The following is a 19,093-nucleotide window of genomic DNA, read 5'->3' as shown; positions in this document are numbered from 1 at the left end:
TCCCCCCGGACGGCAAGCCTCCAGGATAACGGCGGGGTCCGACAGTGCATTCCCGATCCCGGGCATCCGGCGCGAGATTAGGCTTGGCCACCATGAGCATGGGGCGCGGGGGGCACCCGGGCGGGGGCGCGGGATTCCGCGGCGTCGACATCGAGGCGCAGCGGCGGATGAACGCCGCCGCCCCGAAGATCCCGCAGCTCGGTCGCCGGGTGATCGCCCTGTTCCGCCCCTACCGCGGCCGCATCGCGGTGACCGGCCTGCTTGTCGTCGCCGCCGCGGCGACCGCGGTGATCCCGCCGCTCATCGTGCAGCGCGTGTTCGACGACGCCCTGTTCCCGCTGCAGGGCGGGGGCCCGCGACTCGACCTGCTCGGCGTGCTCGTGGCCGCCATGATCGGGCTCTTCCTGCTGTCGGCGGTCCTGGGCGTCCTGCAGACGTGGCTGACGGCAACCGTCGGCAACCGCGTCACCGGCGACCTGCGCGTCCGGCTGTTCGAGCACCTGCAGTCGATGGAGCTCGGCTTCTTCACCCGCACCAAGACCGGTGTCATCCAGTCCCGCCTGCAGAACGACGTGGGCGGGGTCTCGGGGGTCCTCACCAACACCGTCACGAGCATCCTCGGCAACGCCGTCACCGTGGCGGCGTCGCTGGTGGCGATGATCATCATCGACTGGCGGCTGACGATCATCGCGGTGATCATGATGCCCTTCCTCGTCATCGTCCAGCGGCGGGTCGGGCAGATCCGGGCCCGCATCGCCGGCGAGACCCAGGAGTCCCTCTCGGAGCTGACCTCCATCACGCAGGAGACCCTGAGCGTCTCGGGCATCCTGCTGTCGAAGTCGTTCAACCGGCAGCGCACCGAGTCCGCCCGCTACGGAGCCGAGAACGTCAACCAGGTGCGGCTGCAGGTGCGCCGGGCGATGAGCGGCCAGGGCTTCTTCGCGGTGGTCCAGGTGATGATGGCCAGCGTCCCGGCCATCATCTACCTCGTCGCCGGATACCTCGTCGCCGGCGGCGCGGATTCGATCACCGCCGGGACCATCGTGGCGTTCACGACCGTGCAGGCGCGGCTGCTCATGCCCCTCATGGGACTCATGCGGGTGGCACTGGACCTGCAGACCTCGGCGGCGCTGTTCGCCCGCATCTTCGAGTACCTCGACCTCGTCCCGGCCGTCCGCGACGCGGCCGATGCGATCGACGTCGCCGAGGCTCCCGGCCCCGTGGGGCGCATCGAGTTCCGCGATGTCGTGTTCCGCTACCCGGATGCCGCGCCCTCGGCCCGCCCGACGCTCGACGGCGTGGCCTTCACGGTCGACCCGGGACAGCACGTCGCCTTCGTCGGGCCGTCCGGGGCGGGCAAGACCACCGTGCTGTATCTCACGCCGCGCATGTACGAGGCGGAGTCCGGTCAGGTGCTGTTCGCCGGGGCCGATGTCCGGCGCCTGCGGCAGGAGTCGATCATCGACCACATCGGGATCGTGTCGCAGGAGACCTACCTCTTCCACGCCACGATCGCCGAGAACCTGCGCTACGCCAAGCCCGACGCCACCGACGCCGACCTCGAGGCCGCGTGCCGCGCCGCGAACATCCACCACGTGATCGCGGGATTCGAGCGCGGCTACGACACCGTCGTGGGCGAGCGCGGCTACCGCTTGTCGGGCGGCGAGAAGCAGCGGATAGCGATCGCGCGCGTCCTGCTGAAGGACCCGCCGGTGCTGCTGCTGGACGAGGCGACCTCGGCGCTGGACACCGTCAGCGAGCGGGTCGTACAAGAGGCGCTGGATGCCGCGGCCCGCGGCCGCACGACGATCACCGTCGCCCACCGGCTGTCGACGGTGATCACCGCCGACGTCATCCACGTGGTCGAGGCGGGCCGCATCGTGGAGTCCGGGACGCACGCGGACCTCGTCGCGGCGGGCGGGCTCTACGCAGACCTCGCCGCCGAGCAGCTGGCGGCATCCCGCATCCTGCACGCCGAAGAGGCGGCGGAGCGGGCCGCGGGCTGAGCCGCCGGCATCCCGCTCACCATCGCAGGGCCTCGGCGACGGGCTCTTCGACGGCCGCCCCCCACCGCCCGGCCAGGGCGCGGACGAACACGCCGAGGGCGTGCCGGTAGGCGGGGTCGCGGTGCTCCCGCGCGATCTCGATGAGCGGCGGCAGGTCCAGGCGCAGGATGAGCGCGACACGTGCCCGAACGGCATCGTCCAGACCGGCGCCGCGGAGCACCTCGATCCCGCCGTCGAGGGCCTCGAGGTAGTCCTTCAGGACGTCGAGCCGTTCGCGGTGCTGGGTGATCGAAGAGCCGTCGGCGCGCTCGCGCCATTCCACGACGACGTCGGGGATCGTGTCGATGCCGCGTGCGGCGACGTAGAGGCGCTGCGCGACGACCTGGTCCTCGTAGGCCTTCCCGACGGGGAACCGCAGCTGCTCGCGACGCCACAGCTCGGTCCGGCTGACCTTGGACCACGCCACGATGTTGCCCGAGATGGCGGGGTGGGCGGCGAGCGTCGTCCGGCGCCGGGGCGGATCCGTGGCCGCGGCGACCCAGTGCTGCACCTCGCCCGGCTCGTAGCCGCCGTCGCCGTCGGGCCGCAGCCGCACGTAGGCGCCCGCCGCGACCTCGCTGCCGGATTCGCCGAGGGCCGCCAGCAGGCGCTCCAGTGCGGCGGGCCGCATCCGGTCGTCCGCGTCGAGGAACCCCACGTACGGGGTCTGCACGAGCTCGAGCGCGGTGTTGCGGGCCGCGCCGAGCCCCCGGCGCTCGGGGTGCGTGACGACGCGGAAGCGGGTGTCGGCGCGGGCGGCGGCCGCGAAGATGTCGCCGGTGGCGTCGCGGGAGCCGTCGTCGACGAGGATCGCGGTCCACGCCGCGAAGGTCTGGGCGCGCAGCGACTCCAGTGCCTCGGCCGCCCACGGCGCGACGTCGTTGCCCGGGATGATGACGGTGACGACGGGCTCGGGGCTCACCCGCCCGATCGTACTGCCGCCACGGCGGCGGCGACCGCGTCGGCGACGTCGTCCAGGGGTGCGGCGAGCGATCGCGGCAGGGTGAAGCGCACCGCGGTCCGTGCGATGTCGGGGTCCACCCCCATCGCGAGCAGGACGTGGGAGGGCTCGTCGCTGCCGGCGGCGCACGCCGACCCGCTGGAAGAGACCACCCCGCGGCGCTCGAGCTCGAGCAGCACCGCCTCGCCGCTCGTCCCGGCGAAGGTGAAGCTCGCCGTGCCGGGAAGGCGGTGCACCTCGTCCCCGGTCAGCCGGGCCTCGGGCACGGCGGCGAGGACGCGGGCGATGAAGGCCTCGCACAGGGCGCCCACGCGGCGCGCGGCCTCCTCTCGCTCGGCCTCCGCCAGCTCCAGCGCGACGGCGAGGCCGACGGCCCCCGCGACATCCTCCGTGCCGCTGCGGCGTCCGCGCTCCTGGCCGCCGCCGTGCAGCAGCGGCTCGAGCGGCACGCGGCCGCGGATCCCGAGGACGCCGGTGCCCTTGGGCGCCCCGATCTTGTGGCCGGCGACGGTGAGGGCGTCCACGCCCAGCTCTCGGACCGACAGCGGCAGCCACCCGGCGGCCTGCACGGCATCGATGTGGACGGGCACGCCGCGTGCGCGGGCGACCGCGGCGATCGCCGCGACGTCCTGCACGGTGCCGACCTCGTTGTTGGCGTACCCGAGGCTGACGAGGGCCGTGTCGTCGCGGATCGCGGCGGCCACGGCATCCGGAGCGATGCGCGCACGCTCGTCGACGGGGACCCGGTCGATGCGCACGCCGTGGGCGCGGGAGAGGTAGTCCGCCGAGGCGAGCACCGACTCGTGCTCGATCGGCGAGGTGACCAGGCTCGCGGGATGCCCCTCGAGCAGTCGGGCGATGACGACGCCCTTGACGGCGAGGTTGTTCGCCTCGGTGCCGCCCGAGGTGAGGACGACCTCGCCGGCGCGCAGTCCGAGGACGGCGGCGATCCGCCGACGCGCGTCGTCAAGGTGGGCGGCGGCCTGCTCGCCCACGGTGTGGTGGCTGGACGGATTGCCGAACGTCCGGGTCAGCAGGGGCGCCATCGCCTCGAGCACCTCGGGGCGGGTCGGGGTCGTCGCGGCGTTGTCGAGGTACAGCACGGTCAGGGCGCCACGGGCACGCGGGAATCGTCGATGCGGATGTCCAGGCCGAGGTCGAGCGCCGGGGCCGAGTGCGTCAGCGCGCCCACCGAGATGACGTCGACGCCGGTTTCGGCGATCGCGCGCACGGTGTCCGCCGACACCCCGCCGGACGCCTCGACGATCGCCCGGCCGCCGATGCGGGCGACACCGTCACGCAGGTCCTCGAGGGTGAAGTTGTCGAGCATGATCGTGCCCACGCCCGCGGCCAGGACCGCGTCGAGCTGGTCGAGGCGGTCGACCTCGACCTCGACGTGGGTGGTGTGGGGCAGACGCGCGATCGCGCCCTGCAGCGCCGCGGTCACCGACATGCCGCGCTGGGCGAGGACGGCGAGATGGTTGTCCTTGGCCATGACGGCGTCCGACAGCGAGTACCGGTGGTTGTGGCCGCCGCCGCACGCGACGGCGTGCCGCTCGAAGGCCCGCAGGCCCGGCGTGGTCTTGCGCGTGTCGGCGATGCGGGCGCCGGTGTGGGCGACCTCGGCGACGTAGCGGGCGGTGAGGGTCGCGATGCCCGACATCCGCTGGGCGAAGTTCAGGGCCACTCGCTCGGCGGTGAGCACCGCGCGTGCGGGGCCCTCGACGACCGCGAGGACGTCGCCCGCCGCGAAGTCCGCGCCGTCCGCGCTCGCGAGCTCGACGACGATCGCGGGGTCGGTCAGACGGAACGCGGCGGCGAAGACGTCGCCGCCGCTGAAGACGCCGGCCACGCGCGCGACCAGCTGCGCGCGTGCGCGGGCGTCGGCGGGGATGAGGGTCTCGGCGGTGATGTCGCCCCAGGGCGCGTCCTCTTCGAGGGCGGCGGCGACGACGCGGTCGATGGTGGCACGGGTGAGCATCAGGCGGCTCCCTTCTCGATGACGGGGTGGGCGATGCCGGATGCCGCGTCCGCGGCATCCGAGCGGTGATGCGCTCCGGCCGATCGGGGCCGGGCGCGGGCGGCGGCGACCAGGTGCGCCGCCACGAGCAGCAGGTTCTGGTCCTCGTGGTCCGCCTCGGTGACGGGCCGCCGCGGCTCGGCGAGCCACGCGGTCAGCTGCGTCGCCGCGCGGGCCAGCCCCGCCTCGTCGCGGACGAGTCCGGCGTGCGTCCACATCAGGTGCTGCAGCGCCCCGCGCGAGAAGGGCGTCGCAGACGCCTCGCCCCCGAGGCCGTGTGCGACGACGACCGGGGGAGTGGCGCCGCGCCGCAGGACGGCATCCGGCCATCGCCCCGACGCGTGGTCCGCCGCGATGGCGTCGCCGGCGCGTGCCCCGAACACCGCGCCCTCGAGCAGCGAGTTCGACGCCAGGCGATTGGCGCCGTGCACGCCCGTGCAGGCGACCTCGCCCACGGCGTAGAGGCCGGGGATGCCGGTGCGGCCGACGAGGTCGGTGACGACCCCGCCCATCAGGTAGTGGGCGGCGGGGGTGACCGGCACCGGGTGGCGGGCCCAGTCCACGCCGCGGTCGCGCAGCGCCGCCTCGATCGTCGGGAAGCGCGCGGCGAGGAACCGGGCCCGCTCGGCCGGGTCGTCGGAGTGCAGGGCTGTGGCGTCCAGGACGACGGGGCGTCCGCCCTGCCGGGCCATCGCCCGCGCGATCGAGCGGGCGACGACGTCCCGCGGGGCCAGCTCGCCGTCGGGGTGGTCGTCGAGGGCGAACCGATGCCCGTGCTCGTCACGCAGGACCGCGCCCTCGCCCCGCACCGCCTCGGAGATGAGGAACGGCTCGCCGATGGCCACGATGGTCGGGTGGAACTGGAAGAACTCCAGGTCGGCCACCGGGGCGCCCGCGCGCAGCGCCGCGGCGATGCCGTCGCCGGTGGCCACCTCGGGGTTGGTCGAGAACGCGTACAGCTCGCCGGCTCCGCCCGAGGCGAGGACGACCGCGTCGGCGCTCACCCGGGTGCGCCGCCCGGGGGTCGAGGCGTCCTCGCCGACGAGCAGGTCGACGCCGGCCGCCCGTCCGTCCTCGAGCACGACGTCGAGCAGGAAGGCGTGCTCGACGACCTCGGCGCCGCTCGCGCGCAGCCGGGCCACCAGCGCCCGCTCGATCGCCGTCCCGGTGGCGTCCCCGCCGGCGTGCAGGATGCGGGGGTAGGAGTGCGCGGCCTCGAGACCCTTCACGAACGAGCCGTCGGCGGCGGTGTCGAAGGCGACCCCGGCGTCGATGAGCTCGCGGATGCGCGCGGGACCCTCGTCGACGAGCACCTGGACGGCGGCCGGATCGGCCAGGCCGGCACCGGCGACGAGCGTGTCGTGCACGTGCGCCGCGGCGCTGTCGTCGTCGAACATGACGCCCGCGATCCCGCCCTGCGCGTACCTCGTGTTGGCGTGCTCGAGCACGTCCTTGGTCACGAGCGTGACGCGGCATCCCCGGCGGCGGGCGTGCAGGGCGACGGTGAGCCCGGCGATCCCGCTCCCCACGACCACCGCGTGCACGCCGGGCTCGACGCCCGTGCGGATCGTCATGCGCGGACCGGGGCGGGCGTGCCGCCCGGCTCCAGACGGCCGGCGGGGGGCTTGGCCGCCAGCATCCGCTCGAGGGCGATGCGCGCAGGCTCCGCGACGTCGGCGGGGACGGTGATGCGGTTGACGACCTCGCCCGCCACGAGCGACTCCAGCACCCACGCGAGGTACCCGGGGTGGATCCGGTACATCGTCGAGCACGGGCAGACGACCGGGTCGAGGCAGAAGATCGTGTGCTGCGGATGCTGGGCGGCCAGGCGCTGGACGAGGTTGATCTCGGTCCCGATGGCGAAGGTCGACGGCTCGGCGGCCCCCTCGATCGCCTTGCGGATGTAGTCGGTCGAGCCGGACTCGTCGGCGGCGTCGACGACTTCCATGGGGCACTCGGGGTGCACGATGACGCGGACGCCGGGGTGCGCGGCGCGCGCGGCGGTGATCTGGTCGACGCTGAACCGGCGGTGCACCGAGCAGAAGCCGTGCCACAGGATGACGCGGGCACCCTGCAGTGCGCCCGCGTCGGAGCCGCCGAGCGGGCGACGGGGGTTCCACATCGGCATCTGCTCGAGGGGCACGCCCATCGCCTTGGCGGTGTTGCGGCCCAGGTGCTGGTCGGGGAAGAAGAGCACGCGCCGGCCGCGCTCGAACGCCCACTCCAGGACGGTGCGGGCGTTCGAGGACGTGCAGACGATGCCGCCGTGCCGCCCGACGAAGCCCTTGATCGCGGCCGAGGAGTTCATGTACGTCACCGGGATCACGGGGACCCTGCCCTCGGCATCCGTCGCCGTCATGTCCCCGTAGACGTCCTCGAGCTGCTCCCAGCAGTCCTCGACCTGGTCGATGTCGGCCATGTCGGCCATCGAGCAGCCGGCAGCGAGGTTGGGCAGGATGACCGCCTGCTCGGGCTGGGACAGCAGGTCGGCGGTCTCGGCCATGAAGTGCACGCCGCAGAAGACGATCGCCTCGGCCTCGGGGTGGGCCTTGGCGGCGCCGGCGAGCTGGAACGAGTCGCCCACGTAGTCCGCGTGCCGGACGACCTCTTCGCGCTGGTAGAAGTGGCCGAGCACCACGACGCGGTCGCCGAGGGTCTGCTTGGCGGCGCGGATGCGCTCGTCCAGCTCGGCGTCGGTGGCCTCGCGGTACTCGCGCGGCAGCTCGCCCTGCCGCGGCGCGCCCGTGGGGATCACGTCGCCCATGGACGAGCCGGGGCCGTAGCCGGGACGGGAGTCGAAGTTCCAGGGCCCCGCGGCGAGGTCGGTGTTGCACGTCTCGACGGGGGAGGCCCCGCGGACGATCGCCTGGATGGCGTGGTCGACGGACGGGTCGATGAGGCCGGGCTGCGGGGTGACGGGGACGGTGACGGCGGACATGGGGTTCTTCTTTCGGGTGTTTCAGTGGCGCGACCCGAGCGGCCCGCGCTCGGCGAGCTCGACGTCCTGGTCGTAGCGGTACAGCCTCGCCGGGCGGTGGCTGCCCGTGCGAAAGCGGTCGGTGGGGATGAGGGTGCCGGAGTTCTCGGCCTGCCGGCGGAAGTTCGCCGGGTCAAGGCGGCGTCCGAGGATCGACTCGTAGACCTCCCGGAGCTCTGCGAGCGTGAACTCGTCGGCGAGCAGCCCGTGCGCGATCCGGCTGTAGCCGGCCTTGTTGCGCAGGCGCCACAGGGCGTAGTCGACGATGTCGTTGTGATCGAACGCCAGGCGGGGGAGCGCGGTGGCGTCGAACCACGCGACGTTCTCTTCGGCGAGCGCCGCCGCGGCCTCGTCGGCGCGGAGGAGCGCCCAGTAGACGATCGAGACGACGCGCGTGGTGGAGCGCTCCACCGCCCCGAAGGCGTACAGCTGCTCGAGGTAGCTGGGCTCGAGTCCCGTCGTCTCGGCGAGGGTGCGGGATGCCGCGGCATCCAGGCTCTCGCGGATGTCGAGCCAGCCGCCGGGGAGGGCCCACTGGCCCTCGTGCGGGTCCCGCGTGCGGCGCACGAGCGGCAGGGTGAGCTCGGAGCGGTCGGAGGACGCGTCGCGACGCAGCGAGAAGATCACCGTCGAGACCGCGACGCGGGTGGCGTCGTCGGTGCCGGCGAGGTGATCGACCGGGGCGGGGCTTGTTTGTGTCATGGTGACTCTAACTCTCGCCACCGATATTAGTGTCAGGGTGACCTGAAGTGCAACACGATGACGCTTCGGGTCGACTCACAGTCCCGCCCTCTAGGGTGGCGACGTCGGAAGGAGCCGGAGTGCAGGTCGTCGACATCATCCTGATCGTCGTGCTCGTGGTGGCTCTGATCGGCGGTCTGCAGCGCGGTCTGCTGGCCAGTCTCGGCTCGCTCGTGGGCCTCATCGGCGGGGCGCTGGCGGCTCTGTGGGTGATCCCCCTCGCAAACGACGCCCTTCCCACGCAGCAGTGGCGTCCGCTGGTGGTCATCGGCGGGACCGTGCTGCTGCTGGCCCTCGGGACGGGGCTCGGCTCCGCGGTCGGGATGGCGCTGCGCCGCGGCGTCGACCGCACGCCGCTGCGGGGCTTCGAGCGCGTCCTCGGCGGGGCGGCGGGCGCGGTCATCGCCGCGCTCGCGGCATCCTTCGTCGGGCAGGGGCTGGTGGCCACAGGCATGCCGGTCGTCGCGCCCGCGCTCGGGTCGTCCGCGGTGCTGCGGACGATCGACGCCCTCACCCCTCGGCCGGTGCAGACCACCCTCGCCCAGCTGCGCGCGGCCGTCCTCGACGAGGGGCTGCCGACCCTCGGCGGGCTGCTCGGGCCGCAGGTCGAGCAGGGACCCCTTCCGCAGGTGGCCCTGGACTCGCCCGGACTCCAGGCGGCGGCGGCGTCGGTGGGGCGGATCTCGGGAGTCGCCTACGCCTGCGGGACGAGCTCGACCGGCAGCGGGTTCGTGGCCGCGCCGGGCCTGGTCGTCACCAACGCCCACGTCGTCGCCGGCGTCGACACCCCCGTCGTCGAGTTCCCCGGCCGCGAGGCGCGGGAAGGACGGGTGGTCTACTTCGACCCCGTCGACGACCTTGCCGTCATCGAGATCGACGGACTGGATGCCGCGGCCCTCGCCGTCATCCCACCGCTTGAGGCGGGGGACGCCGCGGTCGTGCAGGGCTACCCGTACGGCGGCCCGTTCGCCAGCGGCGCGGCGCGTGTGCTCTCGGTCAATCCCGCACCGGTGCCGGACATCTACGGCGACGCGTCGGCCAGCCGCGAGATCTACGCGCTGCAGGCCCGCGTCGTGCCGGGCAACTCCGGCGGCCCCCTGCTGTCGGAGCAGGGCGAGGTGGCGGGGGTCGTCTTCGCCCGCGCCGACGACGGCAGCGAGCTCGGCTACGCCATGACGACGACCGAGCTGCTGCCGGTCCTGGCCCAGGCCGACGCGTACGAGGACCCGGTGTCGACGGGCGCGTGCACCGGCTGACACGTCGCGCCGGCGGCAGCCGGTATGCTGGCCCCACAACTTGACACACGGCCCTATGACCTCTGCGGGAGAGCCCCGGCCTCGCCGGGCACCGAAGGAGCAAGCCTCCCCGCCAATCTCTCAGGTACGCGTACCGCAGCGTTCGGGCCACTCTGAAGAGCGATGTCGAGCGCGCGCCCTCGTGGGCCGTGCCGCATCCGCCGACGGTGAAACCACCGGCATCCCTTGACGAACGGGATCCGATGCGAAACTCTCAGGCCCATGACAGAGGGGGAGTTCGACGGACGCCGGCCGGCGTCTGCCCGACCGACGGGAGAACTCATGTCAGACCCCCGCTCCACGCCGCTGCGTGAGCGCCACGAGGCGCTCGGCGCCTCGTTCACCGACTTCGGCGGCTGGCTGATGCCCGTCCGCTACTCCTCGGACCTGGCCGAGCACAAGGCCGTCCGCGAGGCCGCGGGCCTGTTCGACATCTCGCACATGGCCGAGTTCGACGTCACCGGCCCGGGCGCCGCGGACTTCCTCGACTTCGCCCTCGCCGGCCGGCTGTCCACCCTCGCCGACGGCAAGGCGAAGTACTCGCTCGTCCTCACCGCCGACGGCGGCATCGTCGACGACGTCATCGTCTACCGCCTCGCCGATGAGCGCTTCCTCGTCATCGCCAACGCCGGCAACCGCGACGCGGTCGCCGAGGCCCTCGCCGAGCGCGTGGCCCTCCACGGCGGCGAGGACGTGCAGGTGCAGGACGTCTCGGACGACTACGGTCTTCTCGCCGTCCAGGGCCCGAACGCCCGCGCGATCCTCGAGGCGGTGCCCGGGCTGGAAGCGGCCGGGCGGCCGCTCGCGGACGTGCCCTACTACGCCACCACCGCGATGAGCCTCGACGGCGCCGGGATCCTGGTGTGCCGCACCGGCTACACCGGCGAGGACGGATTCGAGCTGCTCGTCCCGGTCGACCGCGCCGCCCAGCTGTGGGATGCCCTGCTCGCCGCCGGCGGGCCGTTCGGGCTCGTGCCGGCCGGTCTCGCCGCGCGCGACACGCTGCGCCTCGAGGCGGGGATGCCGCTCTACGGCCACGAGCTCTCGCGCGACATCGCGCCCGCCCAGGCGGGCCTCGGCCGCGTCGTGGCCGCCGACAAGGACGACTTCGTCGGCAAGAACGGGCTCGACGAGCGCGACCTGTCGGGCGCCCCCGTCCTGGTCGGGCTCGTCGCCGAGGGGCGGCGGGCGGGACGCGCCGGCTACGACGTGTACGAGGGCGACGGCCCGGACGCGCTGCGCGTCGGCGAGGTCACCAGCGGCGCCCTCAGCCCGACCCTCGGGCACCCCATCGCCATGGCGTTCGTCGTGCCGACGGCATCCGCCCCCGGAACCACCCTGTACCTCGACGTGCGGGGCACCCGCATCGCCGCCACCGTGACCGCCCTGCCCTTCTACCGGAGGAAGAAATGACCGATCTCGACAGCCTCAAGTACACCGCCGAGCACGAGTGGGTCGCCCTCGACGGCGACACGGCGACCGTCGGCATCACCGACTACGCCGCCGAGAAGCTGGGCGACGTCGTGTACGTCGAGCTGCCGGCCGCAGGCTCGGCCGTCACCGCCGGCGAGGTGTGCGGCGAGATCGAGTCGACGAAGTCCGTCGGCGAGCTGTACGCGCCGCTGACCGGCGACGTCGCCGAGGCCAACGACGCCGTCGTCGACGACCCGTCGCTGGTCAACGCCGACCCGTTCGGCGCCGGGTGGCTGGTGAAGATCACCGTCGACCCCGCCGCCGTCGAGGGCCTCATGGACCGCGCGGCCTACCTCGAGCTCACCGGCGGCGACGCGTGAGCTCCGCTTCGGACACGGGCGCCTTCGCCGCCCGTCACATCGGCCTGGACGACAGCGCCCAGCGCGTCATGCTCGACGCCCTCGGCTACGACGACGTCGACGCCCTCGTGCGGCGCGCCGTGCCGGCATCCATTCAGGTGGCACCGCGCTCGACGAGCGACATCCCGGATGCCGCGACCGAGGCCGAGGCGCTCGCCGAGCTGCGGATGCTCGCGTCGCAGAACCGCACCGCCCGTCCCATGATCGGGCTGGGCTACTACGACACGTTCACGCCGTCGGTCATCACGCGGAACGTCCTCGAGAACCCGTCGTGGTACACCGCCTACACGCCCTACCAGCCCGAGATCTCGCAGGGACGCCTCGAAGCGCTCATCAACTTCCAGACGATGGTGACCGACCTGACGGGGCTCGCGACCGCGAACGCCTCGATGCTCGACGAGTCCACCGCCGTCGTCGAGGGGATGCTGGTGGCCCGGCGCGCGTCGAAGGCGGCCTCGAACGTCTTCGTCGTCGACGCCGACGCCCTGCCGCAGACCAAGGCGCTGCTCGCCCACCGCGCGGCGGCGGTCGGCATCGAGCTCGTCACGCTCGACCTCGCCCGCGGGGCGACCCTGCCCGACGAGCTGTTCGGCGTCTTCGTGCAGTACCCCGGCGCGTCCGGCGAGGTGTGGGACCCGTCCGGCGTCGTCGACGCCGCTCACGTCGCCAGCGGCCTCGCCGTCGTCGCCGCCGACCTGCTCGCCCTCACGCTGCTGCGCTCGCCGGGGTCGTTCGGCGCGGACGTCGCCGTCGGCACGACGCAGCGCTTCGGCGTCCCGCTCGGCTTCGGCGGCCCGCACGCCGGCTACATGGCGGTGCGTCAGGGACTGGAGCGGCAGCTGCCCGGGCGCCTGGTCGGCGTCTCGCAGGACGCCGACCAGCACCCCGCCTACCGGCTGTCGCTGCAGACCCGCGAGCAGCACATCCGCCGCGAGAGGGCGACCTCGAACATCTGCACCGCGCAGGTGCTGCTGGCCGTGATGGCCGCGATGTACGCCGTCTACCACGGCCCAGACGGGCTGCGCGCGATCGCGACCGACGTCTCGAAGAAGGCCGAGGCGCTCGCCGAGCGGCTGCGCGCCTACGGCCTGTCGCTGCACACCGACTCCTTCTTCGACACGCTCCGGGTGTCCGTCCCCGGGCCCGCCCGCCGGATCATCGACCGCGCCCGCGAGCGCGGGTACCAGCTGTTCTGGGCCGGCGAAGGCACGGTCGGCGTGTCCGTCGACGAGACCACGACGGCCGAGGACCTCGCCGCGGTGGCGTGGGCGTTCGGGCTGCCCGAGGCCGAGGTCCTGGGCGGCGGAGACCAGGGCGAGCGCGCGGTGCCCTTCGCCGCGGCATCCGCTCTGGCCGGCGTCCCCGCCTCGCTGCGGCGCGAGGACGACTACCTCACCCACCCGGTATTCACGTCGCACCGCTCCGAGACGGCGATGATGCGCTACCTCAAGCAGCTCGCCGACCGCGACTATGCGCTGGACCGCGGCATGATCCCGCTCGGGTCGTGCACGATGAAGCTGAACGCGGCCACCGAGATGGCGGCGGTGTCGTGGCCGGAGTTCTCGCGCGTGCACCCGTTCGCCCCCGAGGCCGACGTCCACGGGTACCTCGCGATGATCGAGCAGCTCGAGGTGTGGCTGGCCGAGGTGACCGGGTACGACGCGGTGTCGCTGCAGCCCAACGCCGGATCCCAGGGCGAGCTCGCCGGACTCCTCGCCATCCGCGGCTACCACCGCGCCAACGGCGACCTCGAGCGCACGGTGTGCCTCATCCCGTCGTCGGCGCACGGCACCAACGCCGCCTCGGCGGTGCTGGCGGGCATGAAGGTCGTCGTCGTCGCGTGCGACGAGGCCGGCAACGTCGACCTGGACGACCTGCGGGCCAAGATCGCCGCGCACGCCTCGACGCTGGCCGCGCTGATGATCACCTACCCCTCGACCCACGGGGTGTACGAGCACGATGTGCTCGAGATCACCCAGGCGGTGCACGACGCCGGCGGCCAGGTGTACGTCGACGGCGCGAACCTCAACGCCCTGCTGGGCTACGCCCGCTTCGGCGACCTCGGCGGGGACGTGTCGCACCTGAACCTGCACAAGACGTTCGCGATCCCGCACGGCGGCGGCGGGCCGGGAGTCGGCCCCGTCGCGGCCAAGGCCCACCTCGCCCCGCACCTGCCGTCGCACCCGCTGTCGCAGCGCAAGGACCACGCCGGCGGCGTGTTCGATGGGGGACCGGTGTCCGCCGCGCCGCACGGCTCGGCCGGCATCCTGCCCATCTCGTGGGCGTACGTGCGCATGATGGGCCTCGAGGGCCTGCGGCAGGCGACGGCGGCGGCGGTGCTCGCGGCCAACTACATCGCGTTCCGGCTGAAGGACCACTACCCGGTGCTGTACGCCGGCGAGGGCGGGCTCGTCGCGCACGAGTGCATCCTCGACCTGCGCCCGCTGCGCGAGCAGACCGGGATCACCGTCGACGACGTCGCCAAGCGCCTCATCGACTACGGGTTCCACGCCCCGACGATGTCGTTCCCGGTCGCGGGGACCCTCATGGTCGAGCCGACGGAGTCCGAGGACCTGGGCGAGATCGAGCGCTTCATCGAGGCGATGATCGCGATCCGCGCCGAAGCCGACGCGGTGGCCGCCGGGCAGTGGCCGGCCGACGACAACCCGCTGGTGAACGCGCCGCACACCGCGGCATCCGTCATCGAGGGGGAGTGGACGCACCCGTACCCGCGCGAGACCGCGGTCTACCCCGTCCGCTCCCTGGTGCGTACGAAGTACTGGCCGCCGGTGCGCCGCATCGACCAGGCCTACGGCGACCGCAACCTCGTGTGCGCCTGCCCCCCGATCGAGGCCTTCGCCTAGCCCGCCGGCCCCGCCCCCGCGTCGACGTTCTCCGACCGCGAGACTGCATCTCTATACCGAAACCGTGGGATCACACCACCGGCTCGGGACGGAGATGCAGTCTCGCGGTCGGGGCGCGTCGCGCCGGCCGGGGACGGGAGCGTCGATCACCTGCGGGCGAGGAGGCGGCGCAGTGAGTGCAGCCGCTCACCGTCCTCCGGGCGGACACGGGGCAGGTGGACGCCGTCGAGGATCGACCCGAGCTGGTCGGGATCGCTGACATCGGACCACGCCCAGTGCGTGATCGAGCGTGCCCACGAGCGCAGGCGCGCATCCCTCTCGCGTCGCGCGCGGAGGCGCTCAAGCGGGTCACCGTGAGTGCCGTCGTACTTGATGTCGCCGTCGGCCTCCCCGACGGTCCGCTGGTCCGGCCACCAGAAGTCGGAGCGGTCCCGCACGTCCTCGGACGTGGCGAAGGAGCGCTGGAGCACAGGTTCGGGAAACCCCAGCCATTCGATGGCAGCTCGGCTCACGGACTCCAGCGTCGACTCGGCCTTTCCATCGGAGCGATTCAGGGCCCACCTCGCCCGCCGGCGTCCCCTGGAGCTGGCCCGGCTCTCGTTCAACGCGACGAGGACCTCGACGGTCAACCTCGGATCGAGTCGCAGGGCGGCGTCGGCCGCCGACAAGCCGACGACCTCATGCCGGTGGCGCGCGAGGTCCACCGTTGTTTCAGCCGCGGTCGTCATCAACATCCCACCGCGACGCACTGTCTCGCGAGGCACGGCGGCGGAGTGCAAGAGGACGGCTCCCGTCAGCCGCGACGTCGAGGTGTCGTTCGATATGACGTGCACCGGTCCCGGATCGCGGAACACCGGCAACCCCTGTAGCGCTGCCGCGGATTCCAGGGCGAAGAGGGCTCCCGGCCGGATCATCGCCACGGCGTGAACGCGTGCGAGGTACTTGTCCCACGGGGGAAGGAGTGCCCACTCGGCGGCAGACGCGTAGACGCCCCGGCACACGGGAACGAGCTCCCCGCGACGAACGCCGCGGTCGACGTGGCCGATATCGCGTGAGCGGAACAGAGGAAGCGGTGCGGTGCGGATGGCGACGTCGACAGTGTCCGGCATCCGCCCACTCTCGCCGTCACCAGCCGTGCATGCGGGCAGGTCGCCGCCCTCTGTGCAGAAACCCCGCCTGGCGCGCCCTTGTGCAGGAGCCGTCGCTGCGTGCGGCCACGCGCCGGCGAGTCTATCGCCCACCCGAGACTGCATCTCCATGCCGAGACCGTGGTCTGGAGTCGAGGTCTCGGCATGGAGATGCAGTCTCGCGGTCGTGGTGGGCGGCCCGGGGCGGCGCGGCCCGCGCGCCGCGGGCGGGCGGGCGCGCGCGGGCGCGCGGGGGTCAGGGGGTCGGCGAGGGGGTGGGGGTGACGGAGGGGGTGGGAGCGGGAGCGAAGACGCCCGGCCACAGCGCGGTGGCCAGGGGGTAGCCGACGAAGGCGACGATGTCGATGACGGTGTGCGCGATCACGAGGGGCATGACGCGGCCCCAGCGGCGGTAGCACCAGCCGAAGACGACCCCCATCACGAAGTTGCCGATGATCGATCCGACGCCCTGGTACGCGTGGTACGCCGCGCGCAGCCCCGCCGTCGCCAGGATGATCGTCCACCACGACCACCCCACGCGCCGCAGCCGGTCGAACAGGTAGCCGAGCAGGATGACCTCCTCGACGAGGCCCGCCCGCAGCGCCGAGAGCAGCAGCAGCGGCACCGTGTACCACGCCGCGTCGAGGGGCGAGGCGACGACGGTGACCGTGACCCCCAGCATCCGCCCTGCCACATACAGGCCCAGCCCCGGCACGCCGATGACGAGCACGAGAAGGATGCCGCGGCCGAGGTCCGAGCCGAAGCGCGACAGATCGAGCCCGATGCGGCGCAGCGCGTGGGTGCCCGGCTCCCACAGCAGGTAGATCACGAGCGCGACCAGCGCGAGCGCGAAGACGATGTCGAGCAGCTGGTACACCGCGTCCCACACCGCGGCGGAGTCTCGTGTGGGGTTGAGCCGGGCCTGCTGATCGGCGATGCGCGACTGCTCCTCGAGCGCGCGCAGCACCGAGCGCACGAACGACAGGAGGGAGTACAGGGCGCTCTGGCCCACGGTCACGGCCAGCACGAGGCCGACCTCCCACCATGTCCGCGTGGTGGAGACCCTCACATGCGCAGCGCCTGAATCGGTCGTCATCTTGTCAGATTGTCACATGCCGTCCGCGCTGAGTTAAGGCTATGTAACGTTTTCGTTTGGCCTTTTGACCATCCATCACGGGCGTGCTTAGGGTGTGTCTATCCGCGCGCCGGGATGCAAACAGCGTCTCGTGCGCGCACAACCTTGCACAGGAGGAATAGTGAGAATGAAGCGCATTCTGGCTGCGGTGGGAGTCACCGCAGTCGGCGCACTCGTGATCTCCGGTTGCGCTGCGGGTGGCTCTGACACCAACAACGGCGGCGACGACTCGGGGCTCGTCGAGGGCTCGTCGATCACAGCAGCGTGGAACCAGGCGTTCTACTCGATGAACGGCAACACGTCGTTCGGTAACGCCACCGCCAACAACAACATCAACTACCTGGTGTTGGACGGCTTCAACTATTACAACAACACGCCCGAGCTCGTGAAGAACACCTCGTTCGGCACGTACGAGCTGGTCAGCGAAGACCCCCTGACGGTGACCTACACCGTCAACGAGGGCGTGAACTGGTCCGACGGCACCCCGGTCGACGCCGCCGACCTGCTCCTGAACTGGGCCGCCCTGTCGCGCGCCCTGGACACCCCGGACTTCGACCCGGGCGAGTTCACCGACCCCGAGACCGGTGAGTTCACCGACGCGTTCCCGCAGGACATCGTCTACTTCGACTCCGGCGCCACCCCCGAGTCCGGCCTCGGCCTGGTCTCGGAGACCCCCGAGGTCAGCGAAGACGGCCGCTCGATCACGATGACGTACGACGCGCCGTTCGTCGACTGGGAGCTGTCGTTCCCGTCGCCGCTGCCCGCGCACATCATCGCGAAGAAGTCGCTGGACATCGAGGACAACGAAGAGGCCAAGCAGGCCGTCCTCGACGCCATCCAGAACGAGGATGCCGCGGCTCTGGCCCCGATCTCGGCTTTCTGGAACAGCGGCTTCAACTTCACGTCGATGCCCGACGACCTCGAGCTCGTCACCGCCAGCGGCCCGTACATGATCAGCGACTACCAGGCTGACCAGTTCGTGACCCTGACGGCGAACCCGGAGTACGCCGGCGAGAACTCCCCGAACATCGAGGAGATCGTCATCCGGTTCATCCCCGACCCGCTCGCGGCCGTCCAGGCTCTCGAGAACGGCGAGGTGGACATCATCCAGCCGCAGGCGACCGCGGACATCACCACGGCGCTCGAGAACATCGACGGCATCACGGTGAACACCGGTGTCGGCGGCACGTACGAGCACGTCGACCTGCAGTTCGACCAGGGCCGCAACCCCGAGAACATCTTCTCGAACCCGCAGGTCCGCGAGGCGTTCATGAAGACGATCCCTCGTCAGGAGATCGTCGACACGCTGATCAAGCCGATCATCGGCGACGACGCGATCCTGCGTGACTCGCAGCTGTTCGTCCCGGGTGCCGAGGGCTACGACGAGTCGGCCGCGAACAACGGCTCGGCCGACTACGCCGAGGTCGACATCGAGGGCGCTCGCCAGCTGCTCGAGGAGTCGGGTGTGACCAACACCGAGGTCTGCATCCTGTACGCCTCGAACAACCCGCGCCGCGTCAACGAGTTCGCGCTCATCCAGCAGTCGGCCAACGAGGCCGGCTTCAAGGTCACCGACTGCGGTTCGGAGGACTGGGGCGGCCTGCTGGGCACCCCCGGCGCCTACGACGCCTCGCTGTTCGGCTGGCAGTCGACCAGCCTGGGTGTGACCAACTCGCTGCCCACGTTCGTGACCGGTGGTATCAACAACCTGAACTACTACTCGAACGAGCGTGTCGACGAGATCATCGCCGAGCTGAACGTCGAGTACGACGCCGCCCGTCAGATCGAGCTGCAGCAGGAGATGGACAAGATCCTGTGGGAGGACTTCTACGGAGTCACCATCTTCCAGTTCCCCGAGGTCACCGCCTTCAGCGACCGTGTCACCAACATCGACCCGTCGATCCTCGCGCCGACCATCTTCTGGAACGCGTGGGACTGGGAAGTGACGGACGCCGGTACCGAGGAGTAAGTCACAGCCGGTAGCGTTCGGAGAACCCCGACGCAACCGGAACGGGGGGTGCAGGTCTCACAGGGACCTGCACCCTCCTCCATGAGACTTCCCCTCAGCGGCGCAGCGCTTCACCCAGGGCGCTGGG

Annotated in this window: 14 protein-coding genes and 2 riboswitches; of the genes, 6 read left to right on the top strand and 8 right to left on the bottom strand. The window is 72.2% G+C overall.

What is annotated here, in order from left to right:
- Window positions 1-92: 92 nt before the first annotated feature.
- Entirely contained in the window at window positions 93-2,006 is a 1,914-nt protein-coding gene (locus tag ACYVF4_RS02810) for an ABC transporter ATP-binding protein (protein ID WP_460719513.1), read from the top strand.
- A gap of 16 nt (window positions 2,007-2,022) precedes the next feature.
- Here ACYVF4_RS02810 and ACYVF4_RS02805 read toward each other — a convergent pair whose 3' ends face one another.
- From ACYVF4_RS02805 to ACYVF4_RS02780, 6 genes are read right to left on the bottom strand one after another with little or no spacing between them, the layout of a single operon-like run.
- Complete coding sequence (locus tag ACYVF4_RS02805) at window positions 2,023-2,967, bottom strand: glycosyltransferase family 2 protein (protein ID WP_460719511.1); 945 nt, start codon at window positions 2,965-2,967, stop codon at window positions 2,023-2,025.
- A complete protein-coding gene (locus ACYVF4_RS02800; protein WP_460719509.1) occupies window positions 2,964-4,109 on the bottom strand; it encodes a cysteine desulfurase family protein in 1,146 nt (381 codons plus the stop codon). The genes ACYVF4_RS02805 and ACYVF4_RS02800 overlap by 4 nt, the downstream gene beginning before the upstream one ends.
- Window positions 4,110-4,111: 2 nt before the next feature.
- Window positions 4,112-4,987 (bottom strand): carboxylating nicotinate-nucleotide diphosphorylase, encoded by an 876-nt coding sequence (gene nadC, locus ACYVF4_RS02795; protein ID WP_460719507.1) that lies wholly within the window; start codon window positions 4,985-4,987, stop codon window positions 4,112-4,114.
- Window positions 4,987-6,600: an L-aspartate oxidase gene (nadB, locus tag ACYVF4_RS02790; RefSeq protein ID WP_460719505.1), complete on the bottom strand. Its 1,614-nt coding sequence runs from the start codon at window positions 6,598-6,600 to the stop codon at window positions 4,987-4,989. Before nadB ends, nadC begins: the two co-directional genes overlap by 1 nt.
- Complete coding sequence (gene nadA / locus ACYVF4_RS02785; protein WP_460719503.1) at window positions 6,597-7,964, bottom strand: quinolinate synthase NadA; 1,368 nt, start codon at window positions 7,962-7,964, stop codon at window positions 6,597-6,599. Before nadA ends, nadB begins: the two co-directional genes overlap by 4 nt.
- A 21-nt stretch (window positions 7,965-7,985) precedes the next feature.
- A complete protein-coding gene (locus tag ACYVF4_RS02780; RefSeq protein ID WP_460719501.1) occupies window positions 7,986-8,705 on the bottom strand; it encodes an NUDIX hydrolase in 720 nt (239 codons plus the stop codon).
- Window positions 8,706-8,824: 119 nt separating this feature from the next.
- Here ACYVF4_RS02780 and ACYVF4_RS02775 point away from each other — a divergent pair, with 119 nt between their 5' ends.
- The 4 genes from ACYVF4_RS02775 (at window position 8,825) to gcvP (ending at window position 14,735) form a co-directional block, all read left to right on the top strand.
- Entirely contained in the window at window positions 8,825-10,000 is a 1,176-nt protein-coding gene (locus ACYVF4_RS02775; protein ID WP_460719499.1) for a MarP family serine protease, read from the top strand.
- 55 nt (window positions 10,001-10,055) lie between these two features.
- Window positions 10,056-10,146, top strand: a riboswitch (glycine riboswitch).
- A riboswitch (glycine riboswitch) is annotated at window positions 10,147-10,278 on the top strand.
- A gap of 43 nt (window positions 10,279-10,321) precedes the next feature.
- Entirely contained in the window at window positions 10,322-11,452 is a 1,131-nt protein-coding gene (gene gcvT, locus ACYVF4_RS02770; RefSeq protein ID WP_460719498.1) for a glycine cleavage system aminomethyltransferase GcvT, read from the top strand.
- Window positions 11,449-11,832, top strand: coding sequence for a glycine cleavage system protein GcvH (gene gcvH, locus ACYVF4_RS02765; protein ID WP_460719497.1), 384 nt, complete (start codon window positions 11,449-11,451; stop codon window positions 11,830-11,832). The genes gcvT and gcvH overlap by 4 nt, the downstream gene beginning before the upstream one ends.
- A gap of 68 nt (window positions 11,833-11,900) precedes the next feature.
- Window positions 11,901-14,735 (top strand): aminomethyl-transferring glycine dehydrogenase, encoded by a 2,835-nt coding sequence (gcvP, locus tag ACYVF4_RS02760; RefSeq protein WP_460720736.1) that lies wholly within the window; start codon window positions 11,901-11,903, stop codon window positions 14,733-14,735.
- A gap of 146 nt (window positions 14,736-14,881) precedes the next feature.
- Here gcvP and ACYVF4_RS02755 read toward each other — a convergent pair whose 3' ends face one another.
- Both ACYVF4_RS02755 and ACYVF4_RS02750 read right to left on the bottom strand, forming a co-directional pair.
- On the bottom strand, window positions 14,882-15,844 hold the full coding sequence (locus ACYVF4_RS02755) for a hypothetical protein (protein ID WP_460719496.1): 963 nt from the start codon (window positions 15,842-15,844) through the stop codon (window positions 14,882-14,884).
- Between the two features lie 274 nt (window positions 15,845-16,118).
- Window positions 16,119-16,958, bottom strand: coding sequence for a CPBP family intramembrane glutamic endopeptidase (locus ACYVF4_RS02750; protein ID WP_460719494.1), 840 nt, complete (start codon window positions 16,956-16,958; stop codon window positions 16,119-16,121).
- Window positions 16,959-17,124: 166 nt separating this feature from the next.
- Here ACYVF4_RS02750 and ACYVF4_RS02745 point away from each other — a divergent pair, with 166 nt between their 5' ends.
- Window positions 17,125-18,966: an ABC transporter family substrate-binding protein gene (locus ACYVF4_RS02745; protein ID WP_460719492.1), complete on the top strand. Its 1,842-nt coding sequence runs from the start codon at window positions 17,125-17,127 to the stop codon at window positions 18,964-18,966.
- Window positions 18,967-19,093 lie beyond the last annotated feature (127 nt).

The organism is Microbacterium aureliae, from assembly GCF_054780155.1.
Note: the sequence above shows the minus strand (reverse complement) of the source record. Positions and strands in the feature narration are given on the sequence as shown.

Excerpts from the sequence above, each read along its gene's own strand:
- ACYVF4_RS02755 (WP_460719496.1), bottom strand. The coding sequence starts at position 15,844 with ATGCCGGACACTGTCGACGTCGCCATCCGCACCGCACCGCTTCCTCTG.
- ACYVF4_RS02810 (WP_460719513.1), top strand. The coding sequence starts at position 93 with ATGAGCATGGGGCGCGGGGGGCACCCGGGCGGGGGCGCGGGATTCCGC.
- ACYVF4_RS02750 (WP_460719494.1), bottom strand. The coding sequence starts at position 16,958 with ATGACGACCGATTCAGGCGCTGCGCATGTGAGGGTCTCCACCACGCGG.
- nadB (WP_460719505.1), bottom strand. The coding sequence starts at position 6,600 with ATGACGATCCGCACGGGCGTCGAGCCCGGCGTGCACGCGGTGGTCGTG.
- gcvH (WP_460719497.1), top strand. The coding sequence starts at position 11,449 with ATGACCGATCTCGACAGCCTCAAGTACACCGCCGAGCACGAGTGGGTC.
- gcvP (WP_460720736.1), top strand. The coding sequence starts at position 11,901 with ATGCTCGACGCCCTCGGCTACGACGACGTCGACGCCCTCGTGCGGCGC.
- nadA (WP_460719503.1), bottom strand. The coding sequence starts at position 7,964 with ATGTCCGCCGTCACCGTCCCCGTCACCCCGCAGCCCGGCCTCATCGAC.
- nadC (WP_460719507.1), bottom strand. The coding sequence starts at position 4,987 with ATGCTCACCCGTGCCACCATCGACCGCGTCGTCGCCGCCGCCCTCGAA.
- ACYVF4_RS02745 (WP_460719492.1), top strand. The coding sequence starts at position 17,125 with ATGAAGCGCATTCTGGCTGCGGTGGGAGTCACCGCAGTCGGCGCACTC.
- gcvT (WP_460719498.1), top strand. The coding sequence starts at position 10,322 with ATGTCAGACCCCCGCTCCACGCCGCTGCGTGAGCGCCACGAGGCGCTC.
- ACYVF4_RS02780 (WP_460719501.1), bottom strand. The coding sequence starts at position 8,705 with ATGACACAAACAAGCCCCGCCCCGGTCGATCACCTCGCCGGCACCGAC.